This window comes from Cupriavidus sp. Agwp_2 (genome assembly GCF_040784895.1).
Classification (GTDB): domain Bacteria; phylum Pseudomonadota; class Gammaproteobacteria; order Burkholderiales; family Burkholderiaceae; genus Cupriavidus.
In genome coordinates this window covers 2756867-2774372 of record NZ_CP088083.1, presented here as the reverse complement: position 1 = coordinate 2774372, position 17506 = coordinate 2756867, and the positions used below count along the sequence as shown (strand labels likewise).

Sequence of the window (17506 nt, the reverse complement as noted above, 5' to 3'; positions counted from 1 at the left end):
CGCGGTTCTGTTTTTTCGGGTCGTTAGCTCAGTCGGTAGAGCAGCGGACTTTTAATCCGTTGGTCGCGTGTTCGAGTCACGCACGACCCACCAGCATTCGAAGTACACAAAGGCCTGCGCATTGCGCAGGCCTTTGTCGTTTACGGCGCTGGCATTCCCCTCAGTGGTGGTAACGCGGCCTCAGCGCGAAGACTCACGCACGCATGCAAGGTGCGCCAAGGGGCCGCAATCCGGCCGGCAAAGCGGCGTATTAACCAGATCGAGTTAGAGACTTGTTGTCTTGCACACAGGACAATGAAATGCCGCCCTGCCATGGGGGGCGGCGGGGGAGACACAGAATGCACTAAGCCGGGAAAGCACCCGGCAGGATTCCATATGCGGCAAGCGGGTGAATCGTTACCGGCCAGCGGGCATGTGCTGCGCATCATCTGGCCGTTCGTTCCGGTGGTGGTCGCGCTGGCGTTGTTCAGCATCGCCAGCCTGGACCTGTTGTCGGCCGCGCGCGCATTCGTCGCGGGCGAGAGCCAGTGGTCCAGGAGCCAGAAGAACGCGGTGCTGCACCTGCTGCGCTACGGCGAGGACCGCAACCCCGAAGACTTCGCTTCCTATCGCGCCGCCATTGCCATCCCGCTGGGCGACCAGCGCGCCCGGCTGGAACTCGACCGGGACGAGCCGGACCTTGAGCGCGTGCGCGAAGGGCTGCTGGCCGGCGGCAACCACCCGGAAGACATCCCGCGGATGGTCCGGCTATACCGCAATTTCCGTCATATCCACGAGGTTGATGCCGCGATCCGCGTTTGGGCTGCCGGCGATGCAGAAATCGCCGCGCTGCACGAGCAGGCGCTGGCACTGCGACGGCTGGTCGATCGACCCGGCTGCGACGATGATTGCGTGGCGCCCGTGCTGCGCCGGATCGCGCAGATCGATGCCCGGCTGACCCCGCTGGAACGCGAGTTTTCGGGACACCTCGGACAGGCCTCGCGCCGGGTGACGCGGCTGCTGACCACCGGCAGCGCGGTGGTGGCGACGCTGCTGCTGATGTCGGCGATCCTGCTGTCGCACGGTCCGCTGCGGCGCGAGCGCCGGCTGCGCGAGGCGCTGTCCCAGCGCGAGGAGCAGTTGCAGCTGGCGGTGGAGGGCAGCAACGATGGCCTGTGGGACTGGCATCTTGGCAGCGGCGAACTGTATTTTTCCGCGCGATGCGCGCAGATGCTGGGCTATGGCGCAAGCGAGCTGCCGCATGCGCGCGAGACCGTGCTCGGCCTGCTGCATCCGTCGGACCTCGAAGCCTTCGAGGCCAAGTTGGCGCGGCACCTGCGCGGCGGCGAGCCCTATGACGCCGAGTTCAGGCTGCGCAAGCGCGACGGCGATTACCTGTGGGTGCGCGCGCGCGGCCGGCTGGTACGTGCCGCCGCGCGGCAGCACTCGCGCATGGCGGGCTCGCTGACGGATATCTCGGACAACAAGCGCTACGAGGCGCAGCTGTTCGCCGAGAAGGAGCGTGCCCAGGTCACGCTGCAAGCGATCGGCGATGCGGTGGTGACTACCGATGTCTGGGGCCGCGTGCAGTCGCTCAATCCCGCTGCCGAGGCGCTGACTGGCTGGCGCGAAGCCGATGCCCTCGGGCAGCCGCTGGGCAAGGTGTGCGTGCTGCGCGACGAAGACAGCCTGGCGCCGCTGCCCGATATCGTCACGCTCGCGCTCAGGCGGCGCTGGCGCAGCCAGTCGGCACAGCTGGTGCAGCGCGCCGGGTCGGGACAGCCCGGTCAGGCGCTGGCGGTCAAGCCCTCGGTGGCGCTGATCCGCGACCGCGTGGCGCAGGCGATCGGCGTGGTGGTGGTCCTGCACGATATCAGCCAGGAACGCGCGCATGCCGCGCGGCTGGCGTACGAGGCCAGCCACGACGGCCTCACCGGCCTGGTCAACCGCGCCGAGTTCGAGCGCCGCGTCGGTGCCGCGATCACGCGAGCGCATGCGCAGGGTGTCCGCCATGCGCTGATGTACCTGGACCTCGACCAGTTCAAGGTGGTCAACGATACTTGCGGCCATGCCGCCGGCGACGAGCTGATCCGCCAGATGGCCGAGGTCATGCGCAGCCAGCTGCGCCGCAACGATACGCTGGCGCGCCTGGGCGGCGACGAGTTCGGCGTGCTGCTCGAGCATTGCTCCACCAGCGACGGCGAGCGCGTGGCCGAGGCGCTGCGCCACGCCATTGCGTGCTTCCGCTTCGCGCACCGGCAGCGCACCTTCACGCTGGGCGTGAGCATCGGCCTGATTTCGCTGGACGCCCAGACCGGCAGCGTCGCCGAAGCGCTCAGCGCGGCCGATGCTGCCTGCTATGTGGCCAAGGAGGGCGGGCGCAACCGCGTGCAGGTCTACCACCCAAAGGACGGCGTCGTGCAGGCGCGGCACGGCGAGATGGAATGGGTCAGCCGCGTGCACGCCGCGCTGGCGGCCGGGCGCTTCTGCCTGTTCGCGCAGGAGATCGTGCCGGCGCAGCCGGACGCCGCGGCGCGGCCAGGCGGTCGCCATATCGAACTGTTGCTGCGCATGCTCGACGAGCGCGGCCGGCTGGTGCCGCCGATGGCGTTCGTCCCGGCGTGCGAGCGCTACAACCTGATGCCGATGATCGACCGCTGGGTGGTCGAAACCGCCTTCCACGCGCTGGCGGGCCGCCAGGGGGAGATCGCCACCTGTGCCATCAACCTGTCGGGCTCGTCGCTGGGGGACATCCACTTCCCTGAGTTCGTGCGCGAGCAGGCCCAGCGCGCCGGCATCGCGCTGGACGGCATCTGCTTCGAAATCACGGAGACGGCGGCGATCGCCAACCTTGCTCAGGCGGGATCATTCATCCAGCAGCTGCAGCAGCTTGGCTGCAGTTTCGCGCTGGACGACTTTGGCGCCGGCATGTCGTCGTTCACGTACCTGAAGCACTTGCCGGCGGCGTATCTGAAGATCGACGGCAGCTTCGTGCGCGACATGCTGGCCGACCCGGTGAACCTGGTGATGGTGGAGGTGATCCAGCGCATCGGACATGCCATGGGCAAGAAGACCATCGCCGAATTCGTCGAGAGCGAGGCCATGCTGGAGCGGCTGCGCGAACTGGGTATCGACCTGGTGCAGGGCTTTCATATCGGCCCGCCGCAGCCGTTCGCCCCGTGCGGGCTGGCCGCGATGGTGCCGTCCGCGGCGGCGCGGACGGGCTAGGGCGCAAACGCGAGACTCAGGGAACGAGCGGGTCGCGGAAGCCGCTGTCGGCCGGAGCCGCGCCCGGCGTGGGGGACGTCGTGGTTTCCGGCGCGGTGGCGGGAGGGATTGCCTGCCGTTTGGCATCGCGCCAGGTGTTGTAGACCCAGTACGCCGCGCCAGCCGCCAGGCCGACCTTGGACAGCTTCCAGGTCCAACGCAGCACCGGCGTGCGCCGGAGCAAGGGCAAGGCCAGCGTCACCGCGGTGCTCAGCAGCGGATAGTCCTTGGTCACGCCGGCAACCTTCATCCATGAGCCGGGCCGCGCGATGCGCGGCAGCCAGCTGGCGACGCTGCCCAGCCGGCGTGCGCCGCCGCGCACCTGGTGCAGCGCCTGCAGGCAGTCGTGGCGTTCCAGCGCCGCGCGCGTGAGCAGCAGCTCCTTGCGCACGTCGAGCGGCAACCGGACTTCCTGCGTGAAGCGGACGGGCCGCGTCTGCTCGCGGCGGTTGCGCTCGTTCGCGCCTTCTTCGGGTTCCAGGGTGGTCATCGGCGCAGGATCTCCCGGTCTTTGTCGATTTCGGCGAGCGTGGCCTCGAACATCGGCGGGGCGTTGCGCACCAGGTTGCGGGCGTACGCCAGGCAGGCGACGCACAGCAGCAGGTAGACGACCACCAGCACGCCCAGCGCCTGCCAGCCGTAGCTGTTCCAGAACAGGATCGCGACGAGCGCGGTGAAGGTGACCAGTGCGATGCCGAAGAACACCAGCCCGAAGCAGGCCAGCAGTGCGACCTTCATCAGGCGCGTGCGCTCCTCGGCGAATTCGACGCTGGCAAGCTCCAGGCGGGTCTGGACCATGGCAACCACCGAGTGGAAGAGGTTGCGCACGGATTCCAGCAATTTGGGAGAGGGGGTGGATTCGCTCATGGATTCGCTCGGCGGCTCCGGCGTGAAAGCGGCACGCCGGCGCAAGCCGCGCGTGCCTTTCTGCGGACGGGGCCGGGCGCCGCAGTGCGGGCCCCCGGGCCTCTGGCAACCCGCGCCTCGCCCGGGTTGCCGCTATGGTGCGGCACCTGGCGCCGCACCGGGACTTCAGCCGCTTACTTGCGGTTCAGCAGAAGACCGACCAGCAGGCCCACGCCGGCCGCCACGCTTACGGCGCGCCAGGGGTGGTCATGCACGTAGTCGTCGGTGGCGCGAGCGGCCGCCTTGCTCTTGGTCACGACGGCATCTTGCAGGTCCTGGGCCTTTTCTTTGGCTTGCTTGAGCAGACCCATGCCGCGTTCGCGCAGTTCGGCGGCTTTTTCGCCGGTGGTCGAAGCTGCTTGCTTCAGCAGCTCTTCGGCGTCGGACAGTACGGTCTTGACATCGCTCATCAGTTTCTCCTGTTTGCGGGCGGTTGGTTCGGTTTGTGCGGATTCTGACATTTTCTACGCTCCGAGGCTAACGGCAATTGTCTGTCTGATACTTAGCATATGTGGCGGGCGACGGTGGTTTCAAGGCCACGCGCGTCAACGCCGGTATCGGCGAGGCCATTGCCAGCATGCCCGAAAGCGCGCGAAAAGACTGTCAGAAAATGTCTATATGACTACGAGTGATTTTGTAGTGACTTTATATTCGTTTGGGTTGGATATCAATCGGGATACTCTGGTTCCACTTCGAAATCAGGAGATCTGAACATGGCATTGCGTCTCGGCGATATCGCCCCGGACTTCGAGCAGGACTCGAGCGAAGGCCACATCCGCTTCCACGAGTGGCTCGGCGAGGGCTGGGGCGTGCTGTTCTCGCACCCGGCCGACTACACGCCGGTGTGCACGACCGAACTGGGCCTCACGGCAAAGCTGAAGGACGAGTTTGCGCGCCGCGGCGTCAAGGCGATCGCGCTGTCAGTCGACGGCGTGGAATCGCACCACGGCTGGATCCGCGACATCAACGAGACCCAGTCGACCACGGTCAATTTCCCGATCCTGGCCGACGGCGACCGCAAGGTGTCGCAGCTGTACGACATGATCCACCCGAACGCCAACGAGACCCTGACGGTGCGCTCGCTGTTCGTCATCGACCCGAAGAAGAAGGTGCGCCTGATCATCACCTACCCGGCCAGCACGGGGCGCAATTTCAACGAGATCCTGCGCGTCATCGACTCGCTGCAGCTGACCGACAACCATAGCGTGGCCACGCCTGGCAACTGGCAGGACGGCGACGACGTGGTGATCGTGCCCTCGCTGAAGGACGAGGCCGTGATCCGTGAGAAATTCCCGAAGGGCTATACGGCGGTGCGGCCGTACCTGCGGCTGACGCCGCAACCCAACAAAGCGTAACCCCACAAATGAACGCGGCCCCGCATGGTGCGGGGCCGGCGTCCAGAACAGGTGTTTTATCGACGGGGGCAGCCTCGTCGTCTCCTTGGTAGTGTGCTTGGCCCGGCTTCGCAGCCGGGCTTTTTTCATTTCAGGAGGTCCTGTCCGTAAGGGCCTGGTTCCGGATGCCTCAGAAGAACGCCTGGAGGCCGGTCTGGGCGCGGCCCAGGATCAGCGCGTGGATGTCGTGCGTGCCTTCATAGGTGTTGACCACTTCCAGGTTCACCACGTGGCGGATCACGCCGAACTCGTCCGAGATGCCGTTGCCGCCCAGCATGTCGCGCGCCACGCGGGCGATGTCGAGCGACTTGCCGCACGAGTTGCGCTTCATGATCGAGGTGATTTCCACCGCGGCGGTGCCTTCGTCCTTCATGCGGCCCAGGCGCAGGCAGCCTTGCAGGCCCAGCGTGATCTCGGTCTGCATGTCGGCCAGCTTCTTCTGCACCAGCTGCGTCGCGGCCAGCGGACGGCCGAATTGCTTGCGGTCCAGCGTGTACTGGCGCGCGGTGTGCCAGCAGAACTCAGCGGCGCCCAGCGCGCCCCAGGCGATGCCGTAGCGGGCCGAGTTCAGGCAGGTGAACGGGCCCTTCAGGCCCTTCACGCCCGGCATGATGTTCTCTTCCGGCACGAAGACCTGATCGAGCACGATTTCGCCGGTGATCGACGTACGCAGGCCGACCTTGCCGTGGATGGCCGGGGCGCTCAGGCCCTTCCAGCCCTTTTCCAGGATGAAGCCGCGGATGTCTTCCTTGCCGTCTTCGCCTGCCAGCTTGGCCCACACCACGAACACATCGGCGATCGGCGAGTTGGTGATCCACATCTTGGCGCCGGTCAGCTCGTAGCCGCCGTCGACCTTCTTGGCGCGGGTGACCATCGAACCCGGATCGGAGCCGTGATTCGGTTCGGTCAGGCCGAAGCAGCCGATCCACTCGCCGGTGGCCAGCTTGGGCAGGTACTTCTGCTTCTGTTCCTCGGTGCCGAACTCATAGATCGGCACCATCACCAGCGACGACTGCACGCTCATCATCGAGCGGTAGCCCGAATCGACGCGCTCGACTTCGCGGGCGATCAGGCCGTAGCTGACGTAGTTCAGGCCGGGGCCGCCGTACTGCTCGGGGATGGTCGGGCCGAGCAGGCCGAGTTCGCCCATCTCGCGGAAGATCTCGATGTCGGTCTTTTCGTTGCGGAAGGACTGGAGCACGCGCGGCATCAGCTTGTCCTGGCAGTACGCCGCGGAGGCGTCACGCACGGCGCGTTCGTCGGCGGTGAGTTGCTGGTCGAGCAGCAGGGGATCGGCCCAGTGGAATTCGGCGTTGGCAGCCATGCAGGTCTCCTTCGGTGGCGCGGCGGAAGCGGGGCGTCTTGCGCGGGTGCTTCCGGAGTGTGGTTCGATGATCGTTGGCGGAGGATTTTTTGGTTCCGCATTGCGGAACTGTGTTCCGTTGAATTAGTATATCGCAATGGCTTTGCCATGCAACAGGCAAAACCCCGAGCCACCGATGCCTTGTGCGATGAGCGGACAACCGCCGGCCAGAGAGGAGCACATCTTGAACAGTCCGTCACTTTCGAACGACGCCCCGACACCGGACACACCGGTACGTGAGAGCGATCCCAATTTCGTCACCGCGCTGGCGCGCGGGCTGGAGCTGTTGCGCTGCTTCCGTACCGGCGAAGCGATGCTTGGCAACCAGGATTTCGTACGCCGCACGGGGTTTCCCAAGGCCACGGTCAGCCGCCTGGCCGGCACGCTGGTGCAGTTGGGTTACCTGCGCTATGACGACAGCCTGGGCAAGTACGCGCTCGATGCGGGTGTGCTGGCGCTGGGGTATGCATACCTGTCGGCATCCGACGTGGTGGCGCTGGCGCGGCCGCATATGCTGGCGTTCGCGCAGTCGTACGGCGTGTCGGTGTCGCTGGGCAAGCGTGAGCGGATGGAGGTGATTTATCTCGAGTCGATCCGTAACGACGCTGGCGTGATGCTGGGGCTGGGGGTGGGATCGCGGCTGTCGCTGGTGTCCAGTTCGATGGGACGGGCGTATCTGGCGGCTCTGCCGCCGGCGCGGCGGGATCGGGTACTGGCTGAATTCAGCCAGGCGTTTCCGGAGCAGTGGAAGCAGCAGGAAGGGCCGACGCGGGTGGCGTTGGCGGATGCGCAGCAGCGGGGGTATGCATCCTCATTCCGGGATTGGCATCCCGCTATCCATGCTTGCGCGGTGGCGTTCAGGCCCGTTGGGGAGAAGGATCTGCATCTGCTGAGTTGCAGCGCTTCATATGGGGCGGTGGAGGAAGAGGTTTTCCATCAAACGCTGGCGCCGGCGCTGGTGGCGCTGGCAGGCAGGTTGTCGGATGGGGTCTAGCTGGCTTGCGCCTGGTGCTTCTGCCTTGCGGCCGGGCATCTGACAGATGCCCGGCAGCCGCCGCCGCAGTCGGAGTGCGGCAGCAAGGATCAAAGATCCGTCCTCAGCTTCCAGAGCTCAGGGAACAACACCACATCCAGCATCCTGCGCAAATAGCTGACGCCCTCGGTGCCGCCCGTGCCACGCTTGAACCCGATCACGCGTTCAACCGTCGTCACATGCCGGAACCGCCATTGCCGGAAGGCATCCTCCAGGTCGACGAACTTTTCCCCCAGCTCATACAGTTCCCAGTGTGCGGAAGGATTGCGATAAACCTGCAGCCATGCCGCTTCAACCGAAGCATTGTAGGCAGTAGGCTGCGTCCAGTCGCGCTCGACGCATTCCGCATCGATAGCAAACCCACGCCGCGCCATCAGCCGGATCGCTTCGTCATACAGCGACGGCGTCTTTAACGACGTCTCCACCAGCGCCAGATGCTCAGCCCGATGCGCATGCGGCTTCAGCATCGCCGCATTCTTGTTGCCGAGAATGAATTCGATCTCACGATACTGGTACGACTGGAAGCCAGACGACATCCCGAGGTAAGGCCGCATCGCCGAGTACTCCGGCGGCGTCATTGTCGCCAGTACATTCCAGGCCTGCACCAGCTGGTCCATGATGCGCGACACGCGCGTCAGCATCTTGAACGCCGGCGGCAAACTATCGGTCTTGACCGATTCGCGCGCGGCCCGCAACTCGTGCAGCATCAGCTTCATCCACAGCTCGGTGGTCTGGTGCTGCACGATAAACAGCATCTCGTTGTGGTCCGGCGACAGCGGGTGCTGTGCGCTCAGGATCTGGTCCAGGCCGAGATAGTCGCCATAGCTCATGTCCCTGGCGAAATCCATCTGCGCGCCATGCCAGCCATCGCCTTGCGCCGCCGTTTGCGCTGCTGGTTGCGCCGCCGGTTGCGTTGAAGCCGCCGCGCCCGAGAAAGGGCATCCCTTGAAATCACTCATGATGCGCTCCCGATCAGGTCACCTGGCCGCGCACCTGGAAGCGCGCGTCGCGATACGCGCCGCTGTCCAGTACATCGCGCAGGATTTCCACCGCATCCCACACTTCCGTGAAGCTGGTGTACAGCGGCGTAAAGCCGAAGCGGGCGATGCGCGGCTCGCGGTAGTCGCCGATGACGCCGCGCTCGATCAGCGCCTGGACCAGTGCATAGCCTTCCGGATGCGCAAGGCTGACCTGGCTGCCACGGCGTGCGTGCTCGCGCGGCGTGACCAGCGTCAGCGGGTGCTGGCCGCAGCGTACCTCCACCAGTTCAATAAACAAGTCGGTCAGCAGCAGTGACTTGGCGCGCAGCACGCGCATATTGGTCTGGGCGAAGATATCCAGCCCGCATTCCACCATCGCCAGCGAAGTCACCGGCTGGGTGCCGCACAGGAAGCGGCGCACGCCGTCGACCGGGCGGTATTGCGGCTCCATCGCGAACGGCGCGGCATGGCCCCACCAGCCCGACAGCGGCTGCCAGAACGCGTCGCGCAGCGCCGGCGCGACCCAGACGAAGGCGGGCGAGCCCGGGCCGCCGTTCAGGTACTTGTAGGTGCAGCCGATGGCGTAGTCGGCGCCGGCAGCCTTCAGGTCGACCGGCACCGCGCCGGCGGAGTGGCACAGGTCCCATACCGTCAGCGCGCCGCGGGCGTGGGCCAGCTCGGTCAGCCCGGCCATGTCGAGCATCTCGCCGCTCTGGTAATTGACGTGGGTCAGCATCAGTACGGCGGTGTCGGCGCCTACGGCGGCGTCGATCTCGGCCGGCGAGTTGACCAGGCGCAGCGAATAGCCCTGCTGCAACAGGTCGGCCAGGCCCTGGGCGATATAGAGATCGGTCGGGAAGTTGCTGGCCTCGGACACGATCACTTTGCGCGCCGGATCGCGCGTCTGCTGCACACGCAGCGCGGCGGCCAGCACCTTGAACAGGTTGATCGAGGTGGTGTCGGTCACCACCACTTCGTTTTCGCCGGCGCCGACCAGCGGGGCCAGCTTGTTGCCCAGCCGCTGCGGCAGTTCGAACCAGCCGGCGGTGTTCCAGCTGCGGATCAGGCCATCGCCCCATTCCTCGGCCACTACCTGGGCGGCGCGGGCGGCGGCGGCGCGCGGGCGGGCGCCGAGCGAGTTGCCGTCGAGATAGATCACACCCTCGGGCAGGGCGAACTGGTCGCGCAGGGGGCGCAGCGGGTCTTGCTGGTCGAGCTGTAGACAATGCTCGCGGTCAATGGTCGTCATGTCTTGATGGTGGTATGCGTGAATCTTTGGGTTGTTCAGTCCAGGCTGCGCAGCACGGCGCGCACCGGGCTGGCATCGAGCCCGGCAAAGCGCAGCGGCAGCGCGATCAGTTCGTAGTCGCCTTCGGCGACGTCATCCAGCACGATGCCTTCCAGGATCGCCAGTCCATGGCGGCGCACGGCGTTGTGCGCGTCCATGGTCTTGGATTCCTGCGGATCGAGCGAAGGGGTGTCGATGCCGACCAGCTGCACGCCGTGCGACGCAAGCAGCGCGATGGTGTCAGCGGCGACGGCACAGAAAGCGGGGTCCCAATGCGCCAGCGGCGCGTGCTGGTACGTGCGCAGCAGCACGCGCGGCGGCAGGTCCCGCAGGGCGTGTTCGACATGGCGCGGTTCCACCACAGGCGATGCACCGATGCAGTGGATCACGCGGCAGGTGCCGAGGTACGGCGCCAGCGGCACGTCGCCGATCGGCGCGCCATCGGCCGCGTAGTGCAGCGGCGCGTCGGCGTGGGCCCCGGTGTGCGGCGACAGCGTGATGCGGCCGACATTCACCGGGCAGTGTTCGTCCATCTGCCACGCGGGCGCTTGCTGGAAGGGGGTGTCGCCGGGCCACACCGGGGTGGCCGGGGACAGCGGCGGGCTGATGTCCCACAGCCGGCGCGGGTCTTGTCTGGGGGCGGTCATTGGAATGGGGCGGCGGTGCCGTCTTTTGTCTGCCTCGATGTCGGCATATTAGACAAATTCCCCGGGAAGAGGCTTGCGAAATGGGCCGTCATACACCCCATCTTTCGCATAAAATTCGAAGATCGTAAAAATCATCGCAGGAAATTCGAATGACCCTTGATCCCGTCGATTTACGCATCCTTAGCTGCCTGCAGGAGAACGGCCGCATCAGCAACCAGGACCTGGCCGACCGGGTGGCGCTGTCGCCTTCGGCATGCCTGCGGCGCGTGCGGCTGCTGGAGGAGTCAGGGGTGATCGGCGGCTACCGCGCCTGGTTTGACGCCGAGCAGCTTGGGCTGGAACTGGAGGCGATCGTGCAGGTGTCGATGCGCCATGACGTGGAAGGCTGGCACGACACCTTTATCGCCGCGGTGCAGGCCTGGCCCGAAGTGCTGTCGGCGTACATCATCACCGGCGACAGCAACTACATCTTGCGCGTGCAGGCGCGCAACCTGAAGCACTACTCGGACTTCATCGTGAACCGGCTGTACCGCACCAAGGGCGTGATGGATATCCGCTCGAACATCGTGCTGCAGCGGATCAAGACCGACAGCTCGCCGCTGGCGATCCTGAAGTCGGGTGCGGAGGGAGGCTGATGCTGCGCCGGCAGCGGCCTTAACGCTGTGTGTGCAGCGCGATCAGCTGCCGCAGCGTTTCCTTGAGCTGGGCCCCTTGCTCGGGCCCGAAGTCATTCAGCACCGCGCGCTCATGCTGCGCGGCGCGCTCCAGCAACGGCCGCGCCAGCGCCAGCCCGTGCGGCGTGATCGAGATCAGCGCATGGCGGCGGTCGGTGGTGCCGGCGGTGCGCTTGACCAGCCCCTCGGCCGCCATGCGGTCGACCAGCTTGGTCAGCGTGGGCTGCTTGGTCAGCGTGATCTCGGCCAGCGCGCCGATGGTGCAGTCGGCGCGGTCGGCCAGCGTCGCCAGCACGCGCCATTCCGGCACCGACAGGCCGCGGGCTTCGACCTCGCGGTGGAATTCGCCGGAAATCAGGTGGCTCGCGCGGGCCAGCAGGTAGGCCAGGTAGCCATCGACGAAAGGCTGGTCCGACATCATGGAGCCGCGGCCGCTCAGGGCTCGAGCGGGGTGGTGGTGGAGAACTGGCCGCTCTGGAACACCAGCGGGCCGTCCGGGCCTTCGAGCACGCCGCAGCGCTCCACCTCGCCGACGAAGATCACATGGTCGCCCTCGTCGTAGCGGCTGCGGTTATGGCATTCGAACCAGGCAAGGGCGTTGGTCAGGATCGGCAGGCCGGTGGCCGACAGCCGATAGTCCACGCCAGCGAAGCGGTCGCCCTTCAGGGTGGCGAAGCGCTGGCACAGGTCCATTTGCGACGCCGACAGCACATTGATGATGTAGTGGGTGCCGTCGCGGAACATCGGCAGGCTGTTGGTGCGGGTGCCCATGCTCCACAGCACCAGCGGCGGGTCCAGCGAAACCGAATTGAACGAACTGGCCGTGATGCCGATGAACGGCGGCGCGCCGGCCGCAACCATTTCGGCGCTGGCGCGCGTGGTGATCACCGTGACGCCGGTCGCGAATTGCGAGAGCGTGCGGCGGAAGTGCTGCACATCGAAGTCTGGCGCGGCGGCGGCGTTGGCGATCCGTGGCTGGGCTTCAGGCATGCCCATGGGGGCTCCACTGGAGTTCATGAAATTTCATATATATTATTCCCGCCAGGGACAGCAACCAAGTCCGCTGACGGGCCGCCCTGCTAAAAGGGACGGCCGGCGCATAAAAATAACGCGGCTGATGCCGCCACGATAACAAGCAGGAGACAAGTCATGCTCATCGAGCAGATCGAACACCGCTGGCTGGCGGCATTCCGGCGAACCCTGGAACTCTGTGCCCTGCAGGGCGCGGAAGTCGTTGGAATTGTAACGGAGTCGCAATCCCGCCCTGTCAACGTGGCCTTGGCCGAGCTGGCGGTGCAGTCGCTGGGCGCCACGCCGGTCCGGATCCAGGTGCCGACGCCGGCACTCAGCGCGCCGGCGCCGGTGCGCTCGACCGGCGCCAGCGATGCGCTGCAGAACCTTGCCCCGGTCGTCGCGGCGCTGTCGCGCTGCCACCTGGTGCTCGACTGCACGGTCGAAGGCCTGCTGCACGCGCCCGAGCTGCCGTTGATCCTGCGCGGCGCCGACGGCGTGGTGCCGCGCATGCTGATGGTCAGCAACGAACACCCCGAGATCCTGGAACGCTGCCAGCCCGACCCGGCGCTGGAAGGCACGGTTCGCGCCGCCATGAAGCGCCTGCGCGGCGCGAAGGAAATGCGCGTGCATTCCGCCGCCGGCACCGAACTGCGCATTGGTCTGGCCGACGCGCGCGTGGGCGGCGTCTGGGGCTTCTGCAACAAGCCGGGGCAGGTCTCGCACTGGCCGGGCGGCCTGTGCCTGGCGTTCCCGGCCAGCCGCCAGGTCAACGGCACGCTGGTGCTGGCGCCGGGCGACGTCAACCTGACCTTCAAGACTTACCTGCGCGACACCGTGGTCTGCCATATCGAGGACGACTACATCGTCGCCGTCGAAGGGCAGGGCGTCGACGCCGACATGATGCGCGGCTACTACCAGGCGTGGGCCGACCGCGAAGGCACGCGCGACGCGTATGCGGTTTCGCACGTGGGCTGGGGCCTGAACCGGATGGCGCGCTGGGACGCGCTGGCCTTCTACGACAAGCGCGACTGCAACGGCACCGAGCTGCGCGCGTTCGGCGGAAACTTCCTGTTTTCCACGGGCGCCAACGAGGTCGCCGGCCGCCATACGCTGGGCCATTTCGACTTGCCGTTGCGCAACTGTACGGTCTCGCTCGACGGCCGCCATGAAGTGGAGGCAGGCCAGCTGGTGGAGGTGCAGGCATGAGCGCCCCCAACCTCCGCAAGCACGCCAACGGCATCGCCACGCTGGAATGGGGCGACGGCCCGGTCGCGGTGGTGATGCTGCACGGCATCGGCGGCGGCAAGGCCGCGTGGCCGGCGCAGGGCGAAGCGCTGGCGCAGGCGGGCTACCGCGCGTTGGCATGGGACATGCCCGGCTATGGCGGCAGTGCCATGATCGACCCCTATGACTTCGACGGCCTGGCCCGCGCGCTGGCGCCGCTGCTGCAGGCCGAGCGCGATGCCGGCCGGCGCGTGGTACTGCTCGGCCACAGCATGGGTGGCATGGTGGCGCAGCAGGCGTACGCCGCCACGCCGGCACTGATCGACGGCATGGTGCTGTCCGGCACCTCTCCTGCCTTTGGCAAGGGCGACGGGCCGTGGCAGCGCGAGTTCATCGCCGCGCGTACCGCGCCGCTGGATGCCGGCAAGGCCATGGCCGAGATGGCGGCGGGGCTGGTGCGCACGATGGTCGCGCCGGATGCCGATGCTCCCGCCGTGGTCTTCGCCACCGCCGTGATGGCCGCCGTGCCCGCGCCGACCTATCGCGCCGCGCTGGGCGCGCTGGTGCGCTTCAACCAGCGCGACGCGCTGCCGGACATCGCCGTGCCGGTGCTGGCGCTGGCCGGCCAGCACGACACCAACGCCGCGCCGGAAGTGATGCAGCGCATGGCGCAGCGCATCCCCGGTGCCGAGTACCTCTGCCTGCCCGATGTCGGCCACCTGGCCTGCATGGAGCGGCCGGCGGCCTTCAACGCCCCCGTCCTCGATTTCCTCCAGCGGCATTTCCCGGCGCGCTGAAACGCGCGCCGGTCCACCAGTACCAGAAAACCAGAACAAAGGCGCCGCTTCACATCGACCGGCGCCAAGGAGACCGCGACATGCCATCCGGCCAGCTCGACTTCATTCCTGCCGTCGGTACGGCGGATTTCACCCCGCGCCAGGCGCGCCTGCTGGCGCTGGCCAACCGCCTGGGCCGTGATCGCTTTGCCGAGCGCGCGGCCACCTGGGACCGCGAGGCCAGCTTCCCCTTTGCCAACTACGACGACCTGCGCGAAGCCGGCCTGCTGGCGCTGTGCGTGCCGGAAGCGTTCGGCGGCGAGGGCGCGGACTTTGCCACCTATTGCATGGTGGGTGCCGAGATCGGCCGCTTCTGCGGCGCCACGGCGCTGACGTACAACATGCATATCTGCTCGACCATGTGGACCGGCACGCTGTCCGATGGCATCGAGATGACGCCCGAACAGCGCGCCGAGCACGAAGCCCGCCGCGCGCTGCATTTCGGGCGCGTGGTGCGCGACGGCGCGGTCTACGCGCAGCCGTTCTCGGAAGGCTCGGCAGCGGCGGCCGGCAAGGCGCCGTTCGGCACCACCGCGCGCAAGGTCGAAGGCGGCTGGGTGCTGAACGGCCGCAAGATCTTTGCCTCGCTGTCGGGCGCGGCGGACTATTACGGCATCCTCTGCACCGAGGACCGCGGCGACCAGCATCCCGACATGCGCGATACCCTCTATATCGCCGTGCCAGGCAAGGCCGAGGGCCTCACCGTCACCGGCGAATGGGACCCGATGGGCATGCGCGGCACGGTCTCGCGCACGCTGCTGCTGAAGGATGTGTTCGTGCCCGACCAGGAGCAGCTGATGCCGCGCGGGGTCTACTACCGCGCCGCGCAGACCTGGCCGGCGATGTTCTTCACGCTGTCGCCGACCTACCTGGGCGTGGCGCAGGCCGCCTACGACTTCACGGTGCAGTACCTGCGCGGCGAGGTGCCGGGCCAGCCGCCGGTCAAGCGCCGCATGTATCCGACCAAGCAGATCGCGGTGGCGCAGATGCGCATCCAGCTCGAGACCATGCGCTCGATCTTCTGGCGCGTGATCCATGAAGCGAAACCGAACCCTTCCAAGGACGAGCGCCTGCGCCTGTACGCCGCGCACTATACCGTGATGGAAGGCGCCAACGATATCGCGCGGCTGGCGATCCGCACCTGCGGCGGGCAGTCGATGCTGAAGGACCTGCCGCTGGAGCGCCTGTACCGCGATTCGCGCTGCGGCGCGCTGATGCTGCCATGGACCGCGGAACTGATCCTGGACCGCATGGGCCGCGAAACGCTGTACGAATCCGGCGAGCGCGACGAATGAGCGGCGCCCGTCCTGGCTCCTCGCGTCCCGGTGCCGCCGGACTCGGCGCGCTGCCGGCCATGCTGTGGGCGCACGCCGACGCGGCGCCGCAGCGGCCCGCGCTGCATTACCTCGGCCGCACCTTCAGCTACGGCAAGCTGTGGCGCCGCGTGGAGCGCGCCAGCGCCCACCTCGCGGCGACATGGGGCATCCGCCCCGGCGACCGCGTCGGCACGCTGTGCCTGAACCATGAATTGCAGCTGGTGCTGCTGTTCGCCTGCGCGCGGGTCGGGGCGATGTTCGTGCCGCTGAACTACCGGCTCGCCGCCGCCGAGCTGCACGCCATTGCCGGGCATGCGCAGCTGGCGCTGCTGTTCCACGATGACGCGCATGCCACGCTGGCGCCGGAGGCCGGTGACCGCCAGTGCCGGCTGGCGCATCTGGAACGCATCATCGATCACCCGGCGCCGCTCGTTGCCAGCTTCCCGCATGTTGCCGGCGACGCGCCGCTGCTGCTGGCCTACACCTCGGGCACCACCGGCAGGCCCAAGGGGGCGGTGCATACGCAGGCCGGCCTGCTGGCCAATGCCCGCGCCAGCTGGTGGGCGCACGGCATGACGCAGGACGACCACGTGCTGTCGGTGCTGCCGACCTTTCATGTCGGCGGCCTGTGCATCCAGACGCTGCCGGCGCTGCTGGCCGGTGCGCAGGTGACGCTGCATGACCGCTTCGCGCCCGACGCGTGGCTGGCGTCGGTCGCGCAATCGCGCCCAAGCCTGTCGCTGATGGTGCCGGCCACGCTGCGTGCGGTGCTGGAGCATCCCGGCTGGGGCGACGCCGACCTGTCGCCGCTGCGCGGTGTGATGGCCGGTTCGTCGACGATCCCGCGGTCGTATATCGACGCGTTCCACGCGCGTGGCGTGCCGCTCGGACAGGTCTATGGCGCGACCGAGACCGGACCGGTGTCGGCCGTGCTGAAGCTGGAACATGCCATGGCGCGGCCCGGCTATGCCGGCTGGCCGGTGCCGGAGGTGACCGTGCGGCTGGCCGGCCCCGGCGGCGCCGAGGTAGCGCAGGGCGAGGTCGGCGAAGTGTGGGTGCGCGGCGCCAACGTCATGGCCGGGTACTGGAACCAGCCCGGCGGGAACCAGCCCGGCGGGAACCAGCCCGGCGATGGCCTGCCCGGCGGCTGGTTCCACTCCGGCGACCTGGCCCACCGCGATGCCGACGGCTGCATCGAAGTGGTCGGCCGCAGCAAGGACATGATCATTTCCGGCGGCGAGAACATCTACCCGGCCGAGATCGAAAACGTGCTGCTCGGCCTGCCCGGCGTGCAGGAATGCGCGGTGGTGGGCGTGGCCGACGCGCGCTGGGGCGAGGTGCCGGTGGCGGTCATCGTGCCGGCGCCGGGCGCCGACCGCGCGCCGCTGGCGCCGGCGTCGGTGCGCGCGGCGCTGGCCGCCCGCATCGCCCGCTTCAAGCTCCCGCGCGAGGTGGTGCTGCTGGATGACCTGCCACGCAGCGCGCTGGGCAAGGTGATGAAGCCGCAGCTGCGGGCGCTGCTGGAGTCGCAACGCCGGACTGGCTGATCTGGCAGGCCAGCCGCATGGCCGATGCGCGCGCGCCC

17 protein-coding genes and 1 tRNA gene are annotated in these 17506 nt (G+C 67.5%); 9 read left to right on the top strand and 9 right to left on the bottom strand.

The annotated features are described in order from the left end of the window. Window positions 1-17: 17 nt before the first annotated feature. Window positions 18-93 (top strand) — tRNA-Lys (locus LPA45_RS13005). 282 nt (window positions 94-375) lie between these two features. Next, window positions 376-3207, top strand: a complete 2832-nt coding sequence (locus LPA45_RS13000; protein WP_367394579.1) for an EAL domain-containing protein — start codon at window positions 376-378, stop codon at window positions 3205-3207. Between the two features lie 16 nt (window positions 3208-3223). On the opposite strand, the gene LPA45_RS12995 is transcribed toward LPA45_RS13000, so the two are convergent. From LPA45_RS12995 to LPA45_RS12985, 3 genes are all read right to left on the bottom strand, one after another. Next, window positions 3224-3736: a DUF3318 domain-containing protein gene (locus LPA45_RS12995; RefSeq protein ID WP_317924941.1), complete on the bottom strand. Its 513-nt coding sequence runs from the start codon at window positions 3734-3736 to the stop codon at window positions 3224-3226. Further along, window positions 3733-4113, bottom strand: coding sequence for a phage holin family protein (locus tag LPA45_RS12990; protein ID WP_317924940.1), 381 nt, complete (start codon window positions 4111-4113; stop codon window positions 3733-3735). The genes LPA45_RS12995 and LPA45_RS12990 overlap by 4 nt, the downstream gene beginning before the upstream one ends. A 173-nt stretch (window positions 4114-4286) precedes the next feature. Next, window positions 4287-4613, bottom strand: a complete 327-nt coding sequence (locus tag LPA45_RS12985; RefSeq protein ID WP_317924939.1) for a YqjD family protein — start codon at window positions 4611-4613, stop codon at window positions 4287-4289. Between the two features lie 252 nt (window positions 4614-4865). On the opposite strand from LPA45_RS12985, the gene LPA45_RS12980 reads away from it, so the two are divergent. Next, on the top strand, window positions 4866-5507 hold the full coding sequence (locus tag LPA45_RS12980) for a peroxiredoxin (protein ID WP_317924938.1): 642 nt from the start codon (window positions 4866-4868) through the stop codon (window positions 5505-5507). A gap of 169 nt (window positions 5508-5676) precedes the next feature. Here the strand turns inward: LPA45_RS12980 and LPA45_RS12975 are convergent, their stop codons facing one another. Beyond that, window positions 5677-6870: an acyl-CoA dehydrogenase gene (locus LPA45_RS12975; RefSeq protein ID WP_116320795.1), complete on the bottom strand. Its 1194-nt coding sequence runs from the start codon at window positions 6868-6870 to the stop codon at window positions 5677-5679. 223 nt (window positions 6871-7093) lie between these two features. Here LPA45_RS12975 and LPA45_RS12970 point away from each other — a divergent pair, with 223 nt between their 5' ends. Beyond that, the gene (locus LPA45_RS12970) at window positions 7094-7903 is read left to right on the top strand and encodes an IclR family transcriptional regulator (RefSeq protein ID WP_317924936.1); all 810 of its coding nucleotides are present in this window, start codon (window positions 7094-7096) and stop codon (window positions 7901-7903) included. Between the two features lie 89 nt (window positions 7904-7992). Here the strand turns inward: LPA45_RS12970 and kynA are convergent, their stop codons facing one another. The 3 genes from kynA to kynB are packed head-to-tail and all read right to left on the bottom strand — an operon-like array spanning window position 7993 to window position 10857. Continuing rightward, window positions 7993-8901: a tryptophan 2,3-dioxygenase gene (gene kynA / locus LPA45_RS12965; RefSeq protein WP_317924935.1), complete on the bottom strand. Its 909-nt coding sequence runs from the start codon at window positions 8899-8901 to the stop codon at window positions 7993-7995. 13 nt (window positions 8902-8914) lie between these two features. Then, window positions 8915-10171 carry a kynureninase gene (gene kynU, locus LPA45_RS12960; RefSeq protein WP_317924933.1) on the bottom strand — a complete coding sequence of 419 codons (1257 nt, stop codon included), beginning with the start codon at window positions 10169-10171 and terminating at the stop codon, window positions 8915-8917. Between the two features lie 35 nt (window positions 10172-10206). Next, window positions 10207-10857 (bottom strand): arylformamidase, encoded by a 651-nt coding sequence (gene kynB / locus LPA45_RS12955; RefSeq protein ID WP_317924932.1) that lies wholly within the window; start codon window positions 10855-10857, stop codon window positions 10207-10209. 149 nt (window positions 10858-11006) lie between these two features. On the opposite strand from kynB, the gene LPA45_RS12950 reads away from it, so the two are divergent. After that, the gene (locus tag LPA45_RS12950) at window positions 11007-11492 is read left to right on the top strand and encodes an Lrp/AsnC family transcriptional regulator (protein WP_116320800.1); all 486 of its coding nucleotides are present in this window, start codon (window positions 11007-11009) and stop codon (window positions 11490-11492) included. A 19-nt stretch (window positions 11493-11511) separates the two neighbouring features. Here LPA45_RS12950 and LPA45_RS12945 read toward each other — a convergent pair whose 3' ends face one another. Beyond that, complete coding sequence (locus LPA45_RS12945; RefSeq protein ID WP_116320801.1) at window positions 11512-11949, bottom strand: MarR family winged helix-turn-helix transcriptional regulator; 438 nt, start codon at window positions 11947-11949, stop codon at window positions 11512-11514. 17 nt (window positions 11950-11966) lie between these two features. After that, window positions 11967-12527, bottom strand: a complete 561-nt coding sequence (locus tag LPA45_RS12940; RefSeq protein ID WP_317924929.1) for a flavin reductase family protein — start codon at window positions 12525-12527, stop codon at window positions 11967-11969. 153 nt (window positions 12528-12680) lie between these two features. Here LPA45_RS12940 and LPA45_RS12935 point away from each other — a divergent pair, with 153 nt between their 5' ends. The 4 genes from LPA45_RS12935 to LPA45_RS12920 all read left to right on the top strand — a co-directional run bounded on the left by LPA45_RS12935 (window position 12681) and on the right by LPA45_RS12920 (window position 17468). Then, complete coding sequence (locus LPA45_RS12935) at window positions 12681-13751, top strand: peptidase M29 (protein WP_317924928.1); 1071 nt, start codon at window positions 12681-12683, stop codon at window positions 13749-13751. Beyond that, complete coding sequence (locus tag LPA45_RS12930; protein WP_317924927.1) at window positions 13748-14566, top strand: alpha/beta fold hydrolase; 819 nt, start codon at window positions 13748-13750, stop codon at window positions 14564-14566. The genes LPA45_RS12935 and LPA45_RS12930 overlap by 4 nt, the downstream gene beginning before the upstream one ends. An 80-nt stretch (window positions 14567-14646) precedes the next feature. After that, entirely contained in the window at window positions 14647-15900 is a 1254-nt protein-coding gene (locus tag LPA45_RS12925; RefSeq protein WP_317924926.1) for an acyl-CoA dehydrogenase family protein, read from the top strand. Next, a complete protein-coding gene (locus LPA45_RS12920) occupies window positions 15897-17468 on the top strand; it encodes a class I adenylate-forming enzyme family protein (RefSeq protein ID WP_317924925.1) in 1572 nt (523 codons plus the stop codon). Before LPA45_RS12925 ends, LPA45_RS12920 begins: the two co-directional genes overlap by 4 nt. The last annotated feature ends 38 nt before the right edge of the window (window positions 17469-17506 follow it).

What these genes read in the sequence shown, in the direction of transcription:
- kynA (WP_317924935.1), bottom strand. Translation starts at nt 8,901, where the DNA reads ATGAGTGATTTCAAGGGATGCCCTTTCTCGGGCGCGGCGGCTTCAACG.
- LPA45_RS12995 (WP_317924941.1), bottom strand. Translation starts at nt 3,736, where the DNA reads ATGACCACCCTGGAACCCGAAGAAGGCGCGAACGAGCGCAACCGCCGC.
- LPA45_RS12935 (WP_317924928.1), top strand. Translation starts at nt 12,681, where the DNA reads ATGCTCATCGAGCAGATCGAACACCGCTGGCTGGCGGCATTCCGGCGA.
- LPA45_RS12945 (WP_116320801.1), bottom strand. Translation starts at nt 11,949, where the DNA reads ATGTCGGACCAGCCTTTCGTCGATGGCTACCTGGCCTACCTGCTGGCC.
- LPA45_RS12920 (WP_317924925.1), top strand. Translation starts at nt 15,897, where the DNA reads ATGAGCGGCGCCCGTCCTGGCTCCTCGCGTCCCGGTGCCGCCGGACTC.
- LPA45_RS12930 (WP_317924927.1), top strand. Translation starts at nt 13,748, where the DNA reads ATGAGCGCCCCCAACCTCCGCAAGCACGCCAACGGCATCGCCACGCTG.
- LPA45_RS12980 (WP_317924938.1), top strand. Translation starts at nt 4,866, where the DNA reads ATGGCATTGCGTCTCGGCGATATCGCCCCGGACTTCGAGCAGGACTCG.
- kynU (WP_317924933.1), bottom strand. Translation starts at nt 10,171, where the DNA reads ATGACGACCATTGACCGCGAGCATTGTCTACAGCTCGACCAGCAAGAC.
- LPA45_RS13000 (WP_367394579.1), top strand. Translation starts at nt 376, where the DNA reads ATGCGGCAAGCGGGTGAATCGTTACCGGCCAGCGGGCATGTGCTGCGC.
- LPA45_RS12925 (WP_317924926.1), top strand. Translation starts at nt 14,647, where the DNA reads ATGCCATCCGGCCAGCTCGACTTCATTCCTGCCGTCGGTACGGCGGAT.
- kynB (WP_317924932.1), bottom strand. Translation starts at nt 10,857, where the DNA reads ATGACCGCCCCCAGACAAGACCCGCGCCGGCTGTGGGACATCAGCCCG.
- LPA45_RS12990 (WP_317924940.1), bottom strand. Translation starts at nt 4,113, where the DNA reads ATGAGCGAATCCACCCCCTCTCCCAAATTGCTGGAATCCGTGCGCAAC.
- LPA45_RS12940 (WP_317924929.1), bottom strand. Translation starts at nt 12,527, where the DNA reads ATGGGCATGCCTGAAGCCCAGCCACGGATCGCCAACGCCGCCGCCGCG.
- LPA45_RS12975 (WP_116320795.1), bottom strand. Translation starts at nt 6,870, where the DNA reads ATGGCTGCCAACGCCGAATTCCACTGGGCCGATCCCCTGCTGCTCGAC.
- LPA45_RS12950 (WP_116320800.1), top strand. Translation starts at nt 11,007, where the DNA reads ATGACCCTTGATCCCGTCGATTTACGCATCCTTAGCTGCCTGCAGGAG.
- LPA45_RS12985 (WP_317924939.1), bottom strand. Translation starts at nt 4,613, where the DNA reads ATGTCAGAATCCGCACAAACCGAACCAACCGCCCGCAAACAGGAGAAA.